At 64.2% G+C, this 19,091-nt stretch carries 22 protein-coding genes and 1 tRNA gene; 5 read left to right on the forward strand and 18 right to left on the reverse strand.

What is annotated here, in order from left to right:
* Positions 1–44: 44 nt before the first annotated feature.
* Positions 45–118 (reverse strand) — tRNA-Arg (locus H0O21_RS06450).
* Positions 119–185: 67 nt separating this feature from the next.
* Between H0O21_RS06450 and H0O21_RS06455 the strand changes: the two genes are divergently transcribed.
* The gene (locus H0O21_RS06455; RefSeq protein WP_185190780.1) at positions 186–923 is read left to right on the forward strand and encodes a helix-turn-helix domain-containing protein; all 738 of its coding nucleotides are present in this window, start codon (positions 186–188) and stop codon (positions 921–923) included.
* Between the two features lie 9 nt (positions 924–932).
* Here H0O21_RS06455 and H0O21_RS06460 read toward each other — a convergent pair whose 3' ends face one another.
* Positions 933–1,160: a hypothetical protein gene (locus H0O21_RS06460; protein WP_185189098.1), complete on the reverse strand. Its 228-nt coding sequence runs from the start codon at positions 1,158–1,160 to the stop codon at positions 933–935.
* On the reverse strand, positions 1,160–2,089 hold the full coding sequence (gene rsmI / locus H0O21_RS06465; protein WP_185189099.1) for a 16S rRNA (cytidine(1402)-2'-O)-methyltransferase: 930 nt from the start codon (positions 2,087–2,089) through the stop codon (positions 1,160–1,162). The genes H0O21_RS06460 and rsmI overlap by 1 nt, the downstream gene beginning before the upstream one ends.
* A 23-nt stretch (positions 2,090–2,112) precedes the next feature.
* Here rsmI and H0O21_RS06470 point away from each other — a divergent pair, with 23 nt between their 5' ends.
* Complete coding sequence (locus H0O21_RS06470) at positions 2,113–3,030, forward strand: 3'(2'),5'-bisphosphate nucleotidase CysQ (protein WP_185189100.1); 918 nt, start codon at positions 2,113–2,115, stop codon at positions 3,028–3,030.
* Positions 3,031–3,053: 23 nt separating this feature from the next.
* Here H0O21_RS06470 and H0O21_RS06475 read toward each other — a convergent pair whose 3' ends face one another.
* The 14 genes from H0O21_RS06475 to sppA form a co-directional block, all read right to left on the reverse strand.
* Positions 3,054–5,219 carry a polyribonucleotide nucleotidyltransferase gene (locus H0O21_RS06475; protein WP_131594330.1) on the reverse strand — a complete coding sequence of 722 codons (2,166 nt, stop codon included), beginning with the start codon at positions 5,217–5,219 and terminating at the stop codon, positions 3,054–3,056.
* A gap of 107 nt (positions 5,220–5,326) precedes the next feature.
* Positions 5,327–5,629, reverse strand: a complete 303-nt coding sequence (gene rpsN, locus H0O21_RS06480) for a 30S ribosomal protein S14 (protein ID WP_131454650.1) — start codon at positions 5,627–5,629, stop codon at positions 5,327–5,329.
* A 61-nt stretch (positions 5,630–5,690) separates the two neighbouring features.
* Positions 5,691–6,776 carry an RIP metalloprotease RseP gene (gene rseP / locus H0O21_RS06485; protein ID WP_185189101.1) on the reverse strand — a complete coding sequence of 362 codons (1,086 nt, stop codon included), beginning with the start codon at positions 6,774–6,776 and terminating at the stop codon, positions 5,691–5,693.
* A 19-nt stretch (positions 6,777–6,795) separates the two neighbouring features.
* Positions 6,796–8,073, reverse strand: a complete 1,278-nt coding sequence (serS, locus tag H0O21_RS06490; protein WP_185189102.1) for a serine--tRNA ligase — start codon at positions 8,071–8,073, stop codon at positions 6,796–6,798.
* A gap of 41 nt (positions 8,074–8,114) precedes the next feature.
* Positions 8,115–8,276 carry a hypothetical protein gene (locus H0O21_RS06495; RefSeq protein WP_164498732.1) on the reverse strand — a complete coding sequence of 54 codons (162 nt, stop codon included), beginning with the start codon at positions 8,274–8,276 and terminating at the stop codon, positions 8,115–8,117.
* An 81-nt stretch (positions 8,277–8,357) separates the two neighbouring features.
* The gene (locus H0O21_RS06500) at positions 8,358–9,869 is read right to left on the reverse strand and encodes an AAA family ATPase (RefSeq protein ID WP_185189103.1); all 1,512 of its coding nucleotides are present in this window, start codon (positions 9,867–9,869) and stop codon (positions 8,358–8,360) included.
* Positions 9,859–10,428, reverse strand: a complete 570-nt coding sequence (locus tag H0O21_RS06505) for a DUF177 domain-containing protein (protein WP_185189104.1) — start codon at positions 10,426–10,428, stop codon at positions 9,859–9,861. The genes H0O21_RS06500 and H0O21_RS06505 overlap by 11 nt, the downstream gene beginning before the upstream one ends.
* A complete protein-coding gene (gene yidC / locus H0O21_RS06510) occupies positions 10,425–11,570 on the reverse strand; it encodes a membrane protein insertase YidC (protein ID WP_185189105.1) in 1,146 nt (381 codons plus the stop codon). Before yidC ends, H0O21_RS06505 begins: the two co-directional genes overlap by 4 nt.
* 70 nt (positions 11,571–11,640) lie before the next feature.
* Positions 11,641–12,051, reverse strand: a complete 411-nt coding sequence (locus H0O21_RS06515; RefSeq protein WP_131454644.1) for a PH domain-containing protein — start codon at positions 12,049–12,051, stop codon at positions 11,641–11,643.
* Positions 12,048–12,446 carry a ribonuclease P protein component gene (locus H0O21_RS06520; protein ID WP_185189106.1) on the reverse strand — a complete coding sequence of 133 codons (399 nt, stop codon included), beginning with the start codon at positions 12,444–12,446 and terminating at the stop codon, positions 12,048–12,050. The genes H0O21_RS06515 and H0O21_RS06520 overlap by 4 nt, the downstream gene beginning before the upstream one ends.
* A gap of 14 nt (positions 12,447–12,460) precedes the next feature.
* Positions 12,461–12,598 (reverse strand): 50S ribosomal protein L34, encoded by a 138-nt coding sequence (rpmH, locus tag H0O21_RS06525; RefSeq protein ID WP_131454642.1) that lies wholly within the window; start codon positions 12,596–12,598, stop codon positions 12,461–12,463.
* Positions 12,599–12,656: 58 nt separating this feature from the next.
* Positions 12,657–13,244, reverse strand: a complete 588-nt coding sequence (locus tag H0O21_RS06530; protein WP_185190912.1) for a DUF2808 domain-containing protein — start codon at positions 13,242–13,244, stop codon at positions 12,657–12,659.
* 113 nt (positions 13,245–13,357) lie between these two features.
* Positions 13,358–13,738, reverse strand: a complete 381-nt coding sequence (aroH, locus tag H0O21_RS06535) for a chorismate mutase (RefSeq protein WP_131594344.1) — start codon at positions 13,736–13,738, stop codon at positions 13,358–13,360.
* A complete protein-coding gene (gene sppA / locus H0O21_RS06540; protein ID WP_185190913.1) occupies positions 13,735–14,544 on the reverse strand; it encodes a signal peptide peptidase SppA in 810 nt (269 codons plus the stop codon). The genes aroH and sppA overlap by 4 nt, the downstream gene beginning before the upstream one ends.
* Before the next feature lie 53 nt (positions 14,545–14,597).
* On the opposite strand from sppA, the gene H0O21_RS06545 reads away from it, so the two are divergent.
* Genes H0O21_RS06545 through H0O21_RS06555 form a run of 3 tightly spaced genes read left to right on the forward strand, consistent with a single transcriptional unit; the run spans position 14,598 to position 18,525 of the window.
* Positions 14,598–15,557: a DMT family transporter gene (locus H0O21_RS06545; protein WP_185189107.1), complete on the forward strand. Its 960-nt coding sequence runs from the start codon at positions 14,598–14,600 to the stop codon at positions 15,555–15,557.
* Positions 15,557–16,669, forward strand: a complete 1,113-nt coding sequence (locus H0O21_RS06550) for a glycosyltransferase family 4 protein (RefSeq protein WP_185189108.1) — start codon at positions 15,557–15,559, stop codon at positions 16,667–16,669. The genes H0O21_RS06545 and H0O21_RS06550 overlap by 1 nt, the downstream gene beginning before the upstream one ends.
* Complete coding sequence (locus H0O21_RS06555) at positions 16,660–18,525, forward strand: ArnT family glycosyltransferase (RefSeq protein WP_370523007.1); 1,866 nt, start codon at positions 16,660–16,662, stop codon at positions 18,523–18,525. Before H0O21_RS06550 ends, H0O21_RS06555 begins: the two co-directional genes overlap by 10 nt.
* Here H0O21_RS06555 and H0O21_RS06560 read toward each other — a convergent pair.
* Positions 18,519–19,061 carry a DUF721 domain-containing protein gene (locus H0O21_RS06560; RefSeq protein WP_185189110.1) on the reverse strand — a complete coding sequence of 181 codons (543 nt, stop codon included), beginning with the start codon at positions 19,059–19,061 and terminating at the stop codon, positions 18,519–18,521. The genes H0O21_RS06555 and H0O21_RS06560 overlap by 7 nt on opposite strands.
* Positions 19,062–19,091 lie beyond the last annotated feature (30 nt).

Genomic DNA, 19,091 nt, shown 5'->3' on the forward strand with positions numbered 1-19,091 from the left:
TCCAATGAGCATGAGGACGATTACGACTTCCTTTGATGGCTCAACGCCCCCTGTTGGATTCGAACCAACGACCGGCTGCTTAGAAGGCAGCTGCTCTATCCAGCTGAGCTAAGGGAGCATCGGCTCATCTTGGCAGCTTGCATGGACTGCAACGCCTAAGCTGATGAGCTTGCAGTCCATGGCAGATGGCGCCTAGCCGGCTCAGCGACAGGCAAAAACAGGAGCTGGTGGAGCGCTATCGCGCTGGCGAGAGCAGTGCTCAGCTTGCCGAGGCGTTCGGTTGCAGCCCCAACACCGTAAGCCGCACGGTTCGGAGCGCGCTCACTCCTGAGGAGTACGAAGCCCTCAAGAAGGGGCGGGGGGGGCGTCCCTTCTTGAAGGTTTCAACGCCGACGCTGGCTCCACCTGCCGAAGACACGCCAAGTGCTGAAGTCTCAGCAGAGGAGGATCCCGCCAGCCTGGCCCTCGATGATGCCGACGATTTCGCCGATGATCCCGATCCTGGCGACGACCTCGAGCCAGGGGACCCTGATTCCGGCAGCGAGCCCGAGCAGGAATTCCATACGGTGGCTGTCCTCACCGATCAGATCCCCGCGGATCCTGGTCTCCCGGCCGAGTGCCGTCCGATCGGCCCTGGCGTGCTTCCGGAGAGCGTCTACATGCTGGTGGACAAGCTGGTGGAGCTGGATCCCAGGCCCCTCAGTGATTTCCCCGAGCTCGGCGCGATCGCCAGTGAAGATCAGGAACGGCAGTCTCTGGCCCTGTTCGCCAGTCCCCGTACTGCCAAGCGGCAGTGCGGTCGCAATCAGCGCGTGATCAAAATTCCCGACAGCCAGGTGTTCGAACGCACCACCTCTTATCTCGTCGCTCGGGGCATCACCAGGCTTGTGCTGGATGGGTCACTGATCGCTCTCGACGCCTGAGTCGTCCGTTCAGGGTTCTCTGGGGGGCATCAGCACCGCCGCCAGGCTGCCGCCACTGAGCACACCGATGACCAGGCTCACGCCTACGAGAAATCCGGAGGGCAATGGCGCCGTGCGGCCGAAGCCAAGATTGAGCGCATGGCGTTCGTTGAGGTTCTGGGCACCAAGGCAGAGCACCAGCAGCAGGAGTCCGGCACCCCCGAGGCTCAGCAGTAGCAGGCGCAGCCGTAGCAGCATCAGTCCCGATCGCTCTGCGCACAGTCTGATCGCTCGGGGATGGCTGTTGAGCTCGAGTGGCCTGTCGAGCTTGGGGGCTCCTCCTGGTGCAGCAGGGCATAGAGCTCCCGCTTGGAGCGGTCACCGCCGCTGGCTAGTTGTTTGGCGGCGGCATTGGCGCTGAGACCGCTTGCAATCAACACCTGCAATTGGTCGCGCCAGTACTGGTCATCATGCGTCTCCTTGCGTGGCGCGGGCGCGCCTCCCAGCACCAGGGTGAACTCCCCCTGGGGCGCCAGGGCATGAAAGTGCAGACGTGCTGCTTCCACGGTGGGGCCCACCTGTTGTTCATGGCGTTTGGTCAGTTCCCTTGCCACCTGCAGCGGCCGTTGCGGGCCGCAGAGTTCTTCGAGCTCATCCAGGAGCTGCAACAGGCGATGCGGCGCTTCGTAGAGAACGCTGGTGCACGGTTGCTCGCTGATCTGCTGCAGCCGCTCCCGTCGTTCCCGCCCCTTGGCGGGCAGAAAACCCTCAAAGCAGAACCTGGCGCTGGGCAGGCCGCTGCTCACAAGGGCGGTTGTTGCCGCGCAGGGGCCAGGGATGCAAATCACGTCATGCCCGGCGGCGCGCGCGGCGGCGACCAGCTCCTCGCCCGGGTCGCTGATGCCCGGTAAGCCCGCATCACTGATCACCGCCACGCTTCGGCCCTGCTCCAGTTCTGCCAGCAGCTGGGGCAGGCGCGTGCGGGTGTTGTGTTGATGAAAGCTGCAGCGGCGGGCTGTCGATCCAAGACTGCTCAGCAGCTGGCCGCTGTGGCGGGTGTCTTCGCAGGCAATGGTGTCAACGGCCAGCAGCAGCGCCTTGGCTCGAGGCGAGAGATCCCCGAGATGTCCGATCGGTGTGCCCACCACGTAGAGCACTCCGGCATCCGGTTCAGCCCGCTGCTTCACAATGGCTCCGCCCAGAGATCTCCATGATGCCGAGCCCCCTGACCTTGCCCGCCGGGATCGATCAGGAGGCCCTGTTGCAGGCCCTGCGTCCCCTCTGCTGGGGAGCCGCTGACATCCTGCGGGCCTATGCCCGCGGCGAGCAGCCCCCGCATGGTTTTCCCAAGGCGTTGAGTGTTGATGACGGCGGGGAGGGCCCGGTGTCTGCGGCTGACCTCGCCGTGAACAAGTGGTTGCTGGACGGTCTGTCCGCCGCGTTCCCCGATGCCGATTGGACGCTGCTCAGTGAGGAGACCGCTAAAGAGCAGCTCACGGAGGGGCAACCTGTGCCGGCCGAATGGCTGTGGATTCTCGATCCCCTGGATGGCACCAAGGATTTTCTGCAGGGCACAGGCGAATACGCCGTTCATCTGGCTCTGGTGCGCGACAAGCGGCCGGTCGTTGGTGTTGTATTGCTGCCGGAAGCTGATGAGCTGTGGATCGGCATTGTTGGTGAGGGTGCCTGGTGTGAAGACCGTCAGGCTGAGCGGTCACCGGTGCGTTTCAGCGACAGAACCGCGGTTTCGGATCTGATCTTGGTGGCCAGCCGCAGCCACCGCGATGACCGTCTGGTCAGGTTGATTGAGGCCTTCGAGCTCGGCGGTTCCAAAGCCGTGGGCAGCGTTGGCTTCAAGGTGGCCACGATCCTGAGAGGCGAAACCGATCTCTACATCTCCCTGTCCGGTCGGAGTGCCCCCAAGGACTGGGACATGGCGGCTCCCGAGGCCGTCTTGCTGGCCGCTGGTGGCGCTTTCACGCACGCCGATGCTCGTGCCCTCGGCTACAACACGGGCGACGTGCGTCAGGCCGGCTGCCTGATCGCCAGCCATGGGAAAGCCCATGCCGCGCTTTGTGAGCAGGCGACATGGGCGATGGCCTCGATTGATCCTGGCTTTCAGGTCTGAGGGAAGGCTGAGGTGTGCGCCCCTCAGGTCAGTGGCGCAACGGGGGTGGGAGCGGGTTCAGGCTCGGGCTCTTCCCCGTTCTGAGGAACACCGCGTAGCGTGAGGTTGATGCGGCCGCGATTGTCGATTTCGCGGACGCGCACGGTGACCTCGTCGCCCACCTTCACCACGTCTTCCACCTTCTCCACCCGAGCTTCGGAGAGCTGGGAGATGTGGATCATGCCCTCCTTGCCGGGGAGGATCTCCACGAAGGCACCGATCGGAATGATCCGGGTGATGGCGCCGCTGAACACCTCGCCCTCGTTCACTTTGCGGGTGAGGCCCTCGATGATCTTCTGGGCTTCTTCAGCGGCAGCTCCGTCGTGGGAGGCGATGGTGACAATGCCGCTGTCTTCGATGTCGATCTTGGTGTTGGTGCGCTCGGTGATGCCCTTGATCGTGCGACCACCAGGTCCGATCACCGTGCCAATCAGCTCAGGATCGATGCGGAAGCTGAGCAGACGCGGCGCATGGGGAGAGAGGCCCTCCCGTGGCGTGTCGATCGCCTCCATCATTTTTTCGAGGATGTGCAGACGGGCCGGGCGTGCCTGATTCACCGCTTCGGCGATGGTGTTCACGGCCAGACCGGTGATCTTCATGTCCATCTGCAGGGCGGTGATGCCCTTGTCGGTGCCGGCCACCTTGAAGTCCATGTCGCCGAGGAAATCCTCGATGCCCTGGATGTCGGTGAGGATGCGCACCTCATCGCCTTCCTTGATCAGACCCATGGCCGCGCCGCTCACCGGGGCCTTGAGCGGAACGCCGGCGTCCATCAGGGCGAGGGTGCTGCCGCAGACGGAGCCCATGGAGGTGGAGCCGTTGGAGCTCAGCACCTCGCTCACCACTCTCACCACATAAGGGAAGGTGTCCTTGGCGGGCAGCACGGGGATGATGGCCCGCTCCGCAAGAGCGCCGTGGCCGATCTCGCGGCGGCCTGGGGAGCGCATCGGCTTGGTCTCACCGACGGAATAGGGGGGGAAGTTGTAGTGATGCAGATAGGTTTTTTCGGTGCTCGGGTTGAGATCGTCCATCTCCTGGGCATCGCTGGGGGTGCCCAGGGTGGCGGTGGAGAGCACCTGGGTCAGCCCACGCTGGAAGAGCCCGGAACCATGCACGCGCTTGGGCAGCACTCCTGCAGCGGCGCTGATCGGACGCACCTGGTCGAGGCTGCGGCCGTCCACGCGCTTGCCATCCTTGAGGATCTGCTGGCGCATCAGCTTCTTGGTGAGGGCCTTGAAGCTGGTAGGCAGTGCCTTGCCGTTGGCGCTCACGGCCAGCCGCACCGGGTCATCGTCCTTGAGCCCTTGGATCGTTTCGGCTGTGGATGCCTTGATCGCATCGAGCTTCTCGTCCCGTTCGCCCTTGGTTTGCTCAAACTGCTTGAGCACTTCACCAATGGCCTTGCTGCACTGCTTCTCCAGATAAGTGGGAAGTGTGCTGTCCTGTTCGGGGGCCGGAGGGATGACCTGCTCGATCCCGGCCTGCTTGAGAATGTCCTGCTGGGCTTTGATCAGTTCACAGACAGCCTCGTAGCCGAAGTCGATGGCTTCGATCACATCCTGTTCAGGCAGCTGGTTGGCTCCCGCTTCCACCATCACCACCCCTTCGGGCGTTCCGGCCACGACCAGATCGAGATCACCTCGCTCGATCTCCCGATAACTGGGGTTGAGCACGAAGTCATCGCCGAGCAGCCCCACGCGCACCGCTGCCATGGGGCCATGGAACGGGATTCCGGCCAGCAGGGTCGCCATCGAGGCCCCGGTCACCGCGAGCACATCAGCAGGGACCCGCTCATCCAGAGACATGCAGGTGGCAACGATCTGCAGGTCGTCACGGAGCCAGCCCGGGAAGAGGGGCCGCATCGGTCGGTCGATCAGCCGGGAGATCAGCGTGGCCCGCTCAGGAGGGCGGCCTTCACGACGCATGAAGCTTCCAGGGATGCGACCGGCGGCATAGAGCCTTTCCTCGTAATCGCAGATCAGCGGAAGGAAATCAATTCCTTCGCGGCCGGCAGAGCGCGTCGCCGTCACCAGCACTGAGGTGTCGCCGCACTCGATCATGACCGAGCCGCCGGCTTGGGGGGCAAAACGCCCTGTCGTCAGTCGAATCTCCCGTCCGTCAAAGGAGATCGACTGGGTTTGTCCTTGCACGTGTGTTTATGTCTTTCTGTCAACCGTCATTCTGTCATTTGACGTGAACGACTGGCCATAAAAAAGGAGGCAACACGTTGCCTCCAGTGCATCAGCAGTGAACAAAATCACCAGCTGGACTTGACCACGCCAGGAAGTTCACCCTTGTGGGCCCGTTCCCGCAGTTGGTTGCGGCACAGACCGAAATCGCGATAGACGCCCCTGGGCTTTCCGGTGGCCCAGCAGCGATTGCGCATGCGGGTGGGGGCACTGTTGCGTGGCAGGGCCTGGATCTTGCGATGGATTTCCAGACGCTCCATGGGGTCGGCTGCCTTGTCGAAGGCTTCCATCAGTGCCGCACGCTTCGCCGCATAGCGCTCGACCATTTTCTTCCGCTTCACATCGCGGGCGATCATCGACTTCTTAGCCATGCGGGCGAGATAAACGGGCGAACTAATCCACAACCTTACCTTGTGGCCGGTCGCGCATGGCTCAACGGCCGCTGAGCTGCTGCACAAGGGGCAGCTGGCTGGTGTCACGCACGATCAGCACCAGGCTCAGGCCCAGCAGCAGCAGCAGGCCTGATTGCATCACGGCCATCTGGAAACGCTCAGGCAGCGGGCGGCCTCGCACAGCTTCAAGCAGAAGGAACACCAGTTGACCTCCGTCGAGCAGGGGCAAGGGCAGGGCGTTCAGCACGGCCAGGTTCACAGAGATCAGGGCGGTGAACAGCACAAGCCCCCCCTGGCCCTGGCTGCTGAGCTGGGCTCCCATCTCAACGATCTTCACCGGGCCACTCACCTGCTGGGCGGTCTGACCAAAGTGGGTCACCAGTCCGCCGTAGCCCGCCACGGTGCTGCGAAGCAGGCCGGTGAATTCACCGCTGCCAAAGCGGATCGCCTCAAGCGGACTCCTCGCCGGGCGCAGGCTGCCCATGCGATTCACCTGCAGCTGAGCGCCGATCCGCCCCAGGCCATCACGATCCTCTGGGATCAGGACCAGGGTCTGCTCAGAGTCCGCATCGCGACGGGTCAGCAGTTTCAAGGACTGACCAGGTTCACTTTGGATCCGATCCACCAGAGTCTGGACAGCGTCCTGGCCGGGGCCGAGGGGCTGGTCATTCAGTCGCAGAATCCTGTCGCCAGGCTTCAGGCCTGACTTGGCGGCCGCTTCCCCTGGCTGCACTGCCACCACGAGGACCCCTGGATCCGGGTCGGCGGGAAGTCCGGCGAAGGCCGATTGGCCCACCAGCAGCAGCCAGGCCAGAGCCAGATTGGCCAGCACTCCAGCGCTGATCACCAGGACCCGTTGGGGAATCGGGCGGTTGCGCAACAGATCCGGGTCATCCGCTGGGATTGGGCTGTCCTCCTCGTCGTCCGGGAAGGACACGAAACCGCCCAGAGGAAGCAAGCGCAGCGCGTAGGTCACGCCACGAATCTGTCGCTTGATCAGGGCCGGACCGAAGCCCACCGAAAAGCCATTGACGCGGATGCCTTGGCCCACGGCCGCCAAGAAATGGCCTGCTTCATGGATCACCACCAGGAGGCCCAGGGCGATCAGAGCTGCAAGAACGTTCACACCGCCTTGGTCAATCGGGTCATTCTGGCTGGAGACGCTCGCGACCGAAGTACGGCACGAGCGCGGCCGGTAGTTTCACGCTGCCGTCGCTCTGCTGGCCGTTCTCCAGAAGCGCCGCCATCGTGCGCCCGATGGCCAGGCCGCTGCCATTGAGCGTGTGCACCAGACGGGTGTTTTTGTCTTCTTTGGTGCGGATCGAGGAGCGCCGTGCCTGGAAATCGCTGCAGACGCTGCAGCTGGAAATCTCTCGGTAGGCGCCTGCACCAGCAAGCCACACCTCCAGGTCGTAGGTGCGTGCCGCTGAGAAACCGAGATCGCCGGTGCAGAGCTCCAGCACCCGGTAGGGAAGCTCAAGGGCCTGCAGGACCGCTTCGGCATCGGCGGTGATCTGGGCGTGGGCCTCCGCTGAATGGTCGGGGTGGGCGAACCAGTAGAGCTCCACCTTGTTGAACTGGTGCAGGCGGATCAGTCCCCGGGTATCCCGGCCGTAGCTGCCTGCCTCACGGCGGAAGCAGGGGCTGTAGGCCACATAACGCAGCGGCAGTTGGTCTGCCGGGATGATTTCGTCTCGATGCAGGGAGGTCACTGGCACCTCTGCGGTGGGCGTCAGCCAGAGGTCATCGTCAGCGCAGCGGAAGCTCTCCTCCGCAAACTTGGGGAGCTGTCCCGATCCCGTGAGGCTGGCGGTGTTGACCAGCACGGGTGGCAACACCTCCCGATACCCCTTGCTGGTGTGGAGATCCAGCATGAAGTTGATCAGGGCCCTTTCCAGGCGCGCCCCCTGGCCGAACAGGGTGACGAACCGGCTTTGGGCAATGCGTACCGAGCGCTCCGTGTCGAGCAGTCCCAGGCGATCAGCAATCGCCCAATGCTCCTCCAGTCCGCTCTGCTCTCGCGGGGTGCCCCAGCGACGCACCTCGCGGTTGTCGTTCTCATCACGCCCATCTGGGCAGTCGGGTGAGGGCAGGTTGGGCAGGGTGAGCAGCTGATCCCGCAGGCGGGTGTTCAGTTGCTTCTCCTCGTCTTCGAGCACCGCAACCTTTTGCTTGATCGCATTGCCCTGCTGACGCAGCTCCGCGACCTCCTCGCCTTTTGGGTCAGCCCCACCTTTGATCCGCAGGCCAACCTCTTTGCCGATGCGGTTGCCTTCAGCTTGAAGGGAACTGCGCTGTTCCTCGAGATCCCGCTGTTGCTGGGCGATCAACTGCAGACCGGTGAGGTCCACATCCATGCCCCGCCGACCGAGCTCCCGGGCGATCAGGTCGGGGTTGTCACGCACTAGGCGCTGGTCGAGCACGGCGGTTGAGGAACTGGCGCCGGCAGCCTAGGTGCTGGTGCTCAGAGGACCTGGCCGACCATCACGGCTGCGACGGCGGAAAAGAGGGTGATTCCCAGGGCAGTGATCGGGTTTTGACCTTGGGCGACAGCCACAGTGGTGATCACGCCGGCTCCCAGGCAGGCCACAGCCAGCTGGCTGGTGAGATCGCTCGAACGGTTCAAGGCCCTTCTGTCGGTATTGCAGCGAACTTACGGAGCGTGTTGGAGGCTGTCCTGCCGCGTCTGAGGCTTCGTTACGCCGCGTCAGGCTTCTTCACCCTGCGCAACATGCAAAGAGGCTCCCTGGCTGGATGCGGCCCGGGCTCGGCCGCTGCTGGCCCAGCGCTGCAGGGCATCCAGCTGCTCCCGTGCCGTTCTTGAGAGAGGAACCAGCTGGTTTGCGGCACGAATCAAATCACTTTCCGCTAGCTCCCGCCGTTCGGCGAAGGCAAGGTGCATCGCCTCGATCACCGTCTGCTCGAGTTCAGCTCCCGAATAGCCCTCCGTGCGATCGACCACGGTCTGGAGCGGCAGGGTCAGGCCAGGCCGGCGGCGCTCCACATGCAGGGTCAGGATGCTGCTCCGCTCTTCCACTCCGGGCAAATCCAGCAGGAAGATCTCATCGAAACGCCCCTTGCGCAGCAGCTCGGGCGGCAGGCGATCGACTGCATTGGCCGTGGCGACCACGAACACGGCCGATCGTTTCTCCGCCATCCAGGTGAGCACCGTGGCCAGCACCCGCTGACTGGTGCCTCCATCGCTGCGGGCATCACCGCCGAAGCCCTTATCGATTTCGTCAATCCAGAGCACGCAGGGGGCCATGGCCTCCGCGCGCTGAATCGTTTCCCGTGTACGTGCTTCGCTGGCGCCGACCAGGCCGGCGAAGAGCCGCCCGACATCAAGGCGCAGCAGCGGCATGGCCCAGCTGTGGGCAATGGCCCTGGCCGTGAGTGACTTGCCTGTTCCCTGAGGCCCCACCAGCAGCACGCCCCGGGGCAAGGGCAGGCCGAAGCGTCTGGCTTCATCGCTGAAGGCCTGATGGCGCTGCTCAAGCCAGTGCTTCAAGGCATCGTGCCCACCGATGTCGGCTGGATCGGCGTCCGTATGGCAAAACTCGAGCACTTCGCTGCGGGCCAGGCAGCGTCGCTTCTCCTCCAGCACATCGTCCAAGTCGAGACGGCTCAGTTGCCCCCGCTGGGCCAAGGCCCTTGCCGCCACATGGCGCACCCTGGCCTCTGTCAGGCCACTGCAGGCATGGGTGAGCTCTTCGAGCACCACGTCATCCAGTCCCTGCCCCCCCGCCCTGGCGATCGACTGGAGCAGGGTCTTGATCTCTTCCTCCCGCGGGAGGGGGAGATCAAGAAGCGTGAGGCATTCCTCCAGCTCCGCCGGCGGCGACCAGGCTCCGCTGCAAAGCACCAGGGTGTGGGGGCGTTCCCTCAGGCCGACGGCCAGATTGCGAAGCATCCGTGCGATGCCGGGGTCGTCGCAGAAGCGATGAAAGTCTTTGAGCAGCAGCAGGGTTGGTCGACTTGCCTCTAGATCCTGCAGCCACTGGAGCACAGCCATCGGCTGCCGAGCACCGGTGCCTTCCTGGTTGAGGGCTCCTTGCAGTCCGCTGATGAAATCCCAGCGGCTGAGCTGCCGCCCAGGGAGCCGTTGAACCACGCTGGCGAGTAGCGCCTGAACCCGCTCTTCCTCCGTGCTGCGGATCCAGATCAGGGGCGTACCTGCTCGGATCAGCAGGTCGAGCTGATCACTCCATTCAGGAAGCATCGTCGTCTCCGCCCGCCAGTTGCTGCAGGGCCTTCCATCGGGGATCGATCGCTCCCTGGTTGAGGGCCTCGCTGCTGGCGTCTGTGCTGCTGGGGTCTGTGCTCAGGGTGTTCGTTGACGCACCAGGCATGCCTGGACACTCTGCACCGCAACGGTTGACCACCGGGAGCTGCAGGCTGAGCTGCTCAAATACCCAGCGCTCGGGTTCAAAGTGGCTGCGGGGATCAAGGGATTCCACGAGTCCCTCTGGGGCGTCCATGTCCAGACCGGCCTCGGTCATCGCGTCGGCACTTGGCTCGGCACCAAGCCAGATCAGTTCTTTCACCTCCGCGCTCAGGCGATGGTTGAACTGACCAAGGCAACGGTCACAACAGAGGGTCACAATCGTTTCGAGGGAGCCCTCCACCTCAAGAACGTTGCCGCGATGCTCGGCCTGAAGGTGCCCCCTCACGGGAGTCAGGCTGGGCAGATCGTCGAGACTGCCCTCCACAGTCCATTCCTTCGCGACTCCAAGGGCCTGAAGTTCACGCAGGGGGATGGGCTCGAGCCCTGGGATCATTTGCTCCTGGGCTCGAAGGGAAGACGACCCGCCTGACCGGCAGAGCCAGAGGCCCCCGCAGTGGCGGTCGATGCCTGCTGACGCAGCTGATCATCGAGGATCGTCTGCAGGTTCTCGGGCAGGGTTTCGCGGGTGAGCAGAAAGGTCTGCGCCGCTTGGAAGATATTGGCGATGACCATGTAAAGCAGAACGCCCGCCGGCAAGGGGAAGAACAGGAACATGCCGGTGATCATCACGGGTGTGATCTTGTTGGCGGTGGCCTGCTGGGGGTTGGCGGGCATGCCCATGCCTGAGAGCAGCTGGGACGCAAACAGGCTGAGGCCGAAGGCTCCAACAAGGATTGCGATATCCCAGTTGATTGCGCCATCGGTGTAGAAGCCCACCTGGCCTAACGCTTTGATGAAGAGGAAACCGCTCCGGGCTGCCAGGCCAGGAATCTTTCCTTCAACCGTGGCATCACCCGCGGCAAGGGCCGTGATCGTTCCGTCCTGAGACACCGAAACGATTGAATCGCCCTTGGTCACCGACCAGGTCGGAAGGAACGTCTGTCCGTTCTCAACGCCGCTGAGAACGTTGCTGAAGCTTTCTCCGCTCTTTGTATGCAGCTGGATAGTGGCTGACTCACCCTCACCGAGCTTCGTGCCTCCAGGCAGGCTGGCGATCACCGGCACGTGGTTGGTTTCGCTGATGAAGATCGAGTGGCTGGCGCTGTTGAAGGGCTTCGGTTCCACAGCAGCGATCTGCTCTGCCGGCAGCACCTTCAGGTTCAGGGTGTAGGGCACATCCGCGAACGGTGATCCCCGCAGGGTCGCGAACAGGGCGAACAGAATCGGCATCTGCACCAGCAGGGGCAGGCACCCCGCAAGCGGGCTGCCGAACTCCTTCATCAGTTTTCCAAGTTCTTCCTGCTGCTTCTGGGGGTTGTTGGCGAAGCGCGACTTGATTTCGGCTTGTCGCTTCTGCATCACCGGTTGGGCAATGCGCATGCGCCGGGCGCTGCGGATTGAACCGGCGCTCAGTGGGAAGAGGGCCAGGCGGATCACCACCGTGAGCGCCACGATCGCCAGGCCGTAGCTCGGCACCAATCCATAGAAGAAATCCAGGATCGGGATCAGCAGGTTGTCGGAGATGTACCCGATCACGTTGGTTCAGTCCTTGGGGAGGGGCAAAACGTGCTGCCAGTGTGCAACAGCGGCAGCGGATTGTTGGAGCTCAGGCAGCGAAGCCCTTGGCATCCTCGCTCTTGTCAGCGGTGCTCCGCGTTTGGATGCGCTGCAGCACATAGGCCTCTGCCTCGCGGAACCGCGGTACGGAACGCATCTCGAGGCGGGAGCCATCGTTGAGCACCAGCACCATGTCGCCCCAGGCTCCAAATCCGCGGGGCACGCTGCGCACCTCCCGAATCTGGCTGTAGACCACCTGACTGCGGTCGCGGCCCATCCAGCCACCGCTGACGGAGATTCTGCGACTGGTGATCGTGAAGCGCAGCCAGAGGGCCCGCACCACAGCCCCAACGGCAAAGGGCAGGCCGATCAGGGTGAGGCCGAACAGGAGATTGATGAGGAGATCTCCCCGGGCGGGACCACCCTCGTAGAAGGTCTCTTCGGACAGGGAGGCGGTCATGGCAGCAGGCCGGCGTTCTTGAGCAATCTGTCGCATTCTTCTAGCAGCGGGGCTTCGAGGAGCTGGACTCCCGGCCGAAGACTGATCAGCAGCCATTGTTCACCCTGCTCAGCAGCCTGTTCAAGCCGTCGGCGCAGGTGCTCGTGGAGGCGGCGTCTCAGCTTGTTCCGCACCACGGAGCGCTTGCTCACCTTGTTGCTGATCACGACGGCACAGCGGCAGCGACACGACTCAGGTGCCTGCTGTTCCCAGCGTTGGAGCACTGGGTTCAGCAATCTGGGTTCGGCTTGCACCACGCGGAGCACCATGTGCTCTCCATCAAGACGTCGACCGCGTCGGTGCAGACGGTTGAAGCAGCGGTGGCCCCGCAGGCGCATGGGTGCCGGCAGAACCATCGCTCAGCGGTTAATCAGACCGAGACCCGCGCCCGACCACGCTTGCGGCGGCTGCGGATCACGCGGCGGCCGGTGTGGGTGCGCATGCGAACACGGAAGCCGGAGACGCGCTTGCGCTTACGGCTGGTGCCGCCGAGTGTTCTCTTGGTCATGGATTTTCGGCGCCCGGCCTGTCGTCAATTCGATAATTTATCAGCCGGGATGCCTGGGTCAGTCGATGTCGATCAGCCAGCTGCCCAGGTAGCCAGCCACGGGGACGTCTCCCGGAGCCTGGGCGAGGGCATTGAACTGGAACATGCCACCGCGGTTCGGATTGAAGATGTTCATCACCACCGCATAGGTCCCGCCAGTCGGGATGGGGGTGTCAGGGAACACCTCGATGGCCGTCTGCTTCTCATTCACCTCGAACACCGCTGGCAGCTTCTCCTTGCAGCGGCTTCGCGAAAGCATGCCGCCAAGTTCCATGCGGCAGAGAGCCAGGTCGTCAGGCCTGATTTTTGAGTTGAAGTAGTCGGGGACCCCAATGCTGAGCTTGAGGATCGCGGTCTTGCGGTCCTTCGGACGGAGCATCAGGAAGTACTCCGCTCTCTCCAGCTGCCTCGTGGAGCTCTGGAAGTAATAGAGCTTCCTGTAGTCGCGGCTGTTCTCCCAGCGAAATTCCAGCAGGGCCGGCGTTCCCTGAGCTTGAACCTGGCGTGGAGCAGTGGCGTCCAGGAGCGAAGCCCCCCCGAGAAGCCCTGCGGCTGCAACACCGCTGGCGAGGCCGAAGCCCCCAAGGGCCTGTCGAAGGGGAGTCATGAATCGGTTGTGCATCGGGAAGCGGATGGCGACGGCCATCGGCGGAGGTCATGAAATCGATTGTCCTGAGCCTGAACGCGGGAACGACGATCCCTGGGCCGGCCCTGGAGCTGTCAGTTGTGACCGGATCGGTCTGGTCGCAGTCGACTGGCCTCGCCGAGATAGGCATGACAAGGCGTCTGATCGGCTGGTAGCCACACGTGAGCCAGTAGACGGATGCAGCGGGCTAGATCCCCCTGAACCGCCATCTGCTGGCAGTCGAGCAGAGCAACGCTGTCCCAGCCGGCATGGCGCCGGGCGATGGCTGCGGGAAAACAGGCGTCGAGATCGGCGGTCACCGAGAAGGTGACCGACACGATCCGTTCAGGGGAGAGCCGGTTGCGTTCCACCATCGCCGTCACCAACTCCTGCACCGAGGCCTCGATGGCGTCAACGGTGTTGGCCGGACAGGTGGTCGCTCCACGCAGCCCTTGCAATCGCAGTGATTCGCTCATGGGCGATACAGCCAGAGGGCCTGGCCGCAGAGCAGAAGTTCGCTTTCCAGCGCCGACCCCAGGCGGCTGAGCCATTCGGATCCTGGGAGCAGCCCCATCAGTTGCTTGCGCGGTTTGCCGAGGGTCACCGGTCGACAGTCCTCATCCAGGTCGGCCAGTTCCGCTGCGATGGTTCGGGCCGCCTCCTCATCACCCAAGACATCCACCAGACCGAGTGCCTTCGCTTGGGCGCCGCTGAACACCCGTCCATCAGCGAAGCCGCGCACCACTGACGGCTCGAGATTTCGACCCTGTGCCACGGCCTCCACGAACTGGTCGTAGCTGCTGTCAATCAGCTCCTGCAGCAGCTGTCGTTCCTCGCTGCTGAGCGCGCGATCAGGGGACAGGATGTCTTTGAAGGCACCACTTTTGACCGTCTCGAAGCGGATTCCGATCCGTTCCAGGAGCTTGGAGAGATTGTTGCCTCGAAGAATCACGCCGATGGAGCCGGTGATCGTGCCTGGATTGCTCACGATCGTTTCCGCGGCCACTCCGACATAGACCCCACCGGAGGCGGAGATGTTGCCGAAGCTGGCCACCACACGGCAGCCCTTCTCCCGCAGACGCAGCAGCGCCGCATGGATCTCCTGGCTGTCGCCCACCGTGCCTCCAGGGCTGTCGATCCGCAGCAGCAGGGCGGGGAATTCCCTCGTCTCCACCTCGCGAAGAGCCTTCAGCACGCGCCGTCGCGTGGTGGCCGCAATGGGGCCCTCGATGGCAATCCGCGCCATCCGTCGGCGGGATTTGCGGCGCCAAGGCCAGACCATATGCGTCATCCGTTGTCGTTCGGATCTTAAAAAGGAGCCTGCTGGATGGCCCCATGGTTTCTCTCCGCCTCGGGCTTCTGCTGGTCTTGCCCTTTGCTCTTTGGGGCACGGCGATGGCCGCGATGGCGCCCCTCCTCGATTCAGGAGGGCCATTGTTGGTGGCGGCGCTGCGTTTGCTGCCGGCTGGGGTCGCCCTGTTGCTGAGTCTCCCCTTCCTCGGGGCCTCCCCTCGGGTGGCGCCCGCCGATCTGGGCTGGTTTGTGCTTTTCACACTGGTGGATGCCACCGTCTTTCAGTTCTGCCTGGCCCGTGGACTCGCAGGCACCGGTGCCGGTCTCGGCTCCGTGCTGATCGATTCCCAGCCTCTGATGGTTGCCCTTCTGGCCAGGGCTCTCTTTGCCGAGGCGATCAATCCCGTCGGCTGGATCGGATTGCTGCTGGGTCTCGCAGGCATCCTCTGTTTGGGTGTTCCGGCTGACCTTCTCCACCATTGGTGGTTGCTCGGTGCCTCGGTTCCCGCCTCCGGACTGCTGGATGGTGGGGCGCTTTGGATGCTGGCGGCGGCCGTGGCCATGGCCCTGGGCACCGTTCTGAGTCGTTTCGCTTGCCGCGACAGTCACCCCGTCACCGTGACCGGTTGGCACATGATTCTTGGGGGGACCCCTCTGCTGCTCGTTCACGCTGCCGATGCCGGCCGCCCCTTCCTGCCGCCTTGGACTCTTCCCCAGTGGGGGCTGATGGCCTACGCAAGTCTTTTTGGTAGTGCCCTGGCCTACGGGCTCTTTTTCTGGTTCGCCACCCGCCGAGAGCTCACCGGTTTCACCACCCTCGGCTTCCTCACCCCGGTGTTTGCTCTCATCTCTGGTGGACTCTGGCTCCAGGAGCGGCTCGAACCGCTTCAGTGGGTGGGTGTGATGCTCGTGCTGCTCTCCGTTGTCTTGGTCAGTCAGCGCCGCCGTCTTTGGGAGCCTCTTGGCCCCGCGCCCCTCATTTCAACCGGAGAGTCCGGCTGATGGCCAGCGTTCCTCGCGATCTCGTGCTCGTCAGCACCCCGATCGGTTATCTCGGCAGTGGGCGGGGCGGAGGCGTGGAGCTCACCCTGGCCTCCTTGACCCAGGGCCTGCTGGCGCGTGGCCATCGCCTCACGCTTGTCGCACCAGAGGGTTCGTCTCTCCCAGCGGGTTGTGATGGCGTGGCTCTGCATACCGTTGCCGGCGGAGACCAGCCCAGCTGGCAGCACGCTGATGCCGACGGCCCCGTGCTGATTCCCGCCGATGCCGTGCTGCCCCGTCTCTGGGAGAGGGCCCTCGCGCTCGGGGAGAAGGCCGATGCCGTGCTCAATTTCAGCTACGACTGGTTGCCGTTGTGGCTCACTCCCCGAGTTCAGCCAAGGATTTTTCATCTGATCAGCATGGGGTCCGTGGCCCGGGTCATGGACCAGTTGGTCGCAGACCTGGCCCGCTGGGATCAACGACGGCTTGCCTTCCACACCCATCGCCAGGCGGCCGATTTCAGCTTGCCGGCAGCGGCGCAAGTGGTCGGCAATGGCTTTGATCTCAGCCGCTATCAGTTCCAGCTCGAAGCCGGGGGGGCCTTGGGCTGGGCAGGGCGGGTCGCGCCTGAAAAAGGACTGGAGGATGCTGTTGCCGTGGCCGCTGCCCTGCAGGAGCCACTGCAGGTGTGGGGTGTGGTCGAGGATCCCGCCTATGCCGCCCGGGTGGAACGTGCTGTGCCGCCCGGCACGATCGTTTGGCGTGGTTTCCTGCCGACGGCAGAACTCCAGAAGCAGCTGGGGCGTTGCCGGGCCCTGATCAACACGCCCAAATGGAATGAGGCCTACGGCAATGTGGTGGTTGAGGCACTCGCCTGCGGAGTGCCAGTGGTGGCCTATGACCGCGGGGGGCCAGGAGAACTGCTGCAGAACGGAGTGACGGGCTGGTTGGTGTCTCCCGACGATCGCGACGCGTTGTTGGCCGCGACTCGACAGGTCGATGCAATCGATCGCCAGGCTTGCCGACGCTGGGTTGAGGCCCATGCCAGTCAGGCCGTGTTCGCCGAGCGGGTGGAGCAATGGCTGGATCTCACCCTTGCGGCAGGGGATGGCAGCATCTCTCGATGCCCATGACCCCCTCGGCAGTGTCGCCAACCCCCACGCCGCGGCTCTCTCCTCGTCAACGCCGTCGCGGCCTGCTGCTGGTTCTGGCCCTCGGGCTGCTCCTCTGCGTCTGGCAGCTTGGTGGCACTGGCCTTGTGGATGAAACGCCGCCTTTATTCGCCGCCTCTGGGCGGGCCATGGCCCGAACCGGCGACTGGCTGACGCCCCGGGTGAATGGCTTGCCGCGCTTTGACAAGCCTCCTCTTGTGTACTGGTTGATGGGTCTTGGTTATGCCCTTCCAGGGCAGGCTCAGTGGGACTCTCTCGGTACCTGGGCCGCGCGCTTGCCTTCGGCACTGGCGACCATCGCGGCCATGCTCATGCTCGCCGATACGGTGATGGGGCATCCACAGGCTGGGGATGGGCAGCCGCGTCGTACCGCTGTTGCGGTTGCTTTGGCCTTCGCGCTCTCACCCCTGGTGCTCCTCTGGAGCCGCACGGCCGTCAGTGATGCCCTGCTCAGCGGCACCCTCGCTGTCAGCCTGCTTGGTCAGTGGCGCTGTCATGTCACTGGCGGTCGTCGCTGGTGGCTTGCCTGGGTGGTGCTGGGCTTCGCGGTTCTGACCAAAGGCCCGGTTGCCGTGGTGCTGACCGGACTCACCCTGGGACTGTTTGCGTTGTTGCGTCGCGATCTCCCCTCCCTCTGGAGACAGCTGCGCCCCCTCCCCGGTCTCTTGATCACCGCCCTGATCAGCGTGCCCTGGTACGTCGCGGAACTGGTGGTGGAGGGGCAGCCCTTTTGGGACAGTTTTTTCGGCTATCACAACCTGCAGCGTCTCACCTCCGTGGTGAATGACCACCTCCAGCCCTGGTGGTTTTTTGGTCCGGTGATGTTGATTGCCGCCCTCCCCTTCACACCGCTTCTACTGCTCGGGCTATGGCAGGTCATTCCCCGCCAGGTTCTGCGCCGTTCTGACGCCCGCCCCGACCAGACGCTCCAAACTTTCGCTGCCTGCTGGCTGCTGTCGGTGCTGCTGTTGTTTACGTCGGCCGCCACCAAGCTGCCCAGCTACTGGTTGCCAGCGACCCCCGCAGCTGCCTTGCTGATCGTTCTCTCTCTGCGGGCGGACCCCATGCGCTCCCGGTCCGCCCAGTGGTGGGCCTGGATCGCTGCTGTCGGACTCACCCTGGTGTTGGCGGCGGGTCTCTGGGCTTCGCCCCTCTGGGTTCCGCTGATCCAGGATCCGGAGATGCCCACCCTGCCTGCAGAGTTGCTGGCCAGCGGTCTCGTGTTACGGGCAGCGGTCTGTTTCAGCGTCGCTGCCCTTCTCGGGCTTTGGTTGGCCCGCCGCAGGCCTGCTCCTGAGGGATTGCTGGCGATGCAGGGGCCCCTGGTGGTGTTTCAGCTGGTGGCCCTGTTGCCGATGAGCTTCCTCGGAGACCGGGTGCGTCAGCTTCCCGTTCGCGAGGCCGCGGCGGAGATGCTCAGGCAGCAGCGTCAGCAGCCCCAGGAGCCGTTGGCGATGGTGGGAGCCATGAAGCCGTCCCTGCACTTCTATACCGGTCAGGTCGTCGTCTATGAGGGGCGATCCAAGGGTGCCCTGGTGAACCTGGCAGACCGGTTGCGATTCGAGCAGCGGCGAGGCTGGAGCGGCACGCCGGTCGAGCGCCCGACGGATCACCCCCCCGCCACCGTGCTGGTGCTGATCGATCAGGGCACCACAGAGCGGGAGCACTGGAGGGGCCTGGAGCCACAGCGTTTGGGACGCTATGGAATCTTCCAGCTCTGGCGGGTCGATCGGCGCCGTCTGGAGCAGCGGGCCCGTCGCCTCGCGGCCGACGGCAACGCCCCTGACTGGCGTCGCCCCAGGCCGGAGCGCTACTGATCGGTTGACGCGATCTCTGGAGCGGCCAGTTCCAGACGTCGACAGAAACCGCAATGCCCCCACAGGGCCATCTCCCCGGCCGGAGCAGGGCTCTGGCAGCGGGGGCAGCGGGCCAGTCCATGCACATCGATGCGGCTGGGATGGCGTTGCCAGATCGCGTCCTCGCTTTCCAATTCGGCTCTTTGGGCCGGATGGTGCTGCTGGATGCGCAGGTCCTTGATGCTGTGCCCGGCACTACGCAGGGCGGCCATGAGCTGGGGCCGGCTGTATTGGAGGGCCTGTCGCCATTGGGGGTGGCTGGCACCGATCGTCAGCAGACCGTTGTGTAGGGAGAGTGGCCTGCAGTGCGGAGCCAACTGGGAACCTGCCAACCGGGGCCAGTCTTCCCAGATGGCAGCCAGGGATCCCTCCATCCGCCAGTGCCGCTGCAGGTCCTCCAGGCAGCTGGCGAGGGCTTGGGCCGGTGCTGGTGCAGGCGGCTGGAGCAGCTCGCCGCGGCCGAAACGGCGGCGCTGGGATTGGGGTGCCCTTGCCATGGGGTCATGCTAGTCAGCTTCTTCGCCTCC

The sequence above is a fragment of the Synechococcus sp. HK01-R genome (assembly GCF_014217855.1).
In the GTDB taxonomy this organism is placed as follows: domain Bacteria; phylum Cyanobacteriota; class Cyanobacteriia; order PCC-6307; family Cyanobiaceae; genus Synechococcus_C.

Coding starts and splice junctions, on each gene's coding strand:
- H0O21_RS06455 (WP_185190780.1), top strand. CDS start 186: ATGGCGCCTAGCCGGCTCAGCGACAGGCAAAAACAGGAGCTGGTGGAG.
- H0O21_RS06460 (WP_185189098.1), bottom strand. CDS start 1,160: ATGCTGCTACGGCTGCGCCTGCTACTGCTGAGCCTCGGGGGTGCCGGA.
- H0O21_RS06470 (WP_185189100.1), top strand. CDS start 2,113: ATGATGCCGAGCCCCCTGACCTTGCCCGCCGGGATCGATCAGGAGGCC.
- rpsN (WP_131454650.1), bottom strand. CDS start 5,629: ATGGCTAAGAAGTCGATGATCGCCCGCGATGTGAAGCGGAAGAAAATG.
- H0O21_RS06500 (WP_185189103.1), bottom strand. CDS start 9,869: ATGCTTCCTGAATGGAGTGATCAGCTCGACCTGCTGATCCGAGCAGGT.
- H0O21_RS06505 (WP_185189104.1), bottom strand. CDS start 10,428: ATGATCCCAGGGCTCGAGCCCATCCCCCTGCGTGAACTTCAGGCCCTT.
- H0O21_RS06515 (WP_131454644.1), bottom strand. CDS start 12,051: ATGACCGCCTCCCTGTCCGAAGAGACCTTCTACGAGGGTGGTCCCGCC.
- H0O21_RS06520 (WP_185189106.1), bottom strand. CDS start 12,446: ATGGTTCTGCCGGCACCCATGCGCCTGCGGGGCCACCGCTGCTTCAAC.
- rpmH (WP_131454642.1), bottom strand. CDS start 12,598: ATGACCAAGAGAACACTCGGCGGCACCAGCCGTAAGCGCAAGCGCGTC.
- H0O21_RS06530 (WP_185190912.1), bottom strand. CDS start 13,244: ATGACTCCCCTTCGACAGGCCCTTGGGGGCTTCGGCCTCGCCAGCGGT.
- aroH (WP_131594344.1), bottom strand. CDS start 13,738: ATGAGCGAATCACTGCGATTGCAAGGGCTGCGTGGAGCGACCACCTGT.
- sppA (WP_185190913.1), bottom strand. CDS start 14,544: ATGGTCTGGCCTTGGCGCCGCAAATCCCGCCGACGGATGGCGCGGATT.
- H0O21_RS06545 (WP_185189107.1), top strand. CDS start 14,598: ATGGTTTCTCTCCGCCTCGGGCTTCTGCTGGTCTTGCCCTTTGCTCTT.
- H0O21_RS06550 (WP_185189108.1), top strand. CDS start 15,557: ATGGCCAGCGTTCCTCGCGATCTCGTGCTCGTCAGCACCCCGATCGGT.
- H0O21_RS06555 (WP_370523007.1), top strand. CDS start 16,660: ATGCCCATGACCCCCTCGGCAGTGTCGCCAACCCCCACGCCGCGGCTC.
- H0O21_RS06560 (WP_185189110.1), bottom strand. CDS start 19,061: ATGGCAAGGGCACCCCAATCCCAGCGCCGCCGTTTCGGCCGCGGCGAG.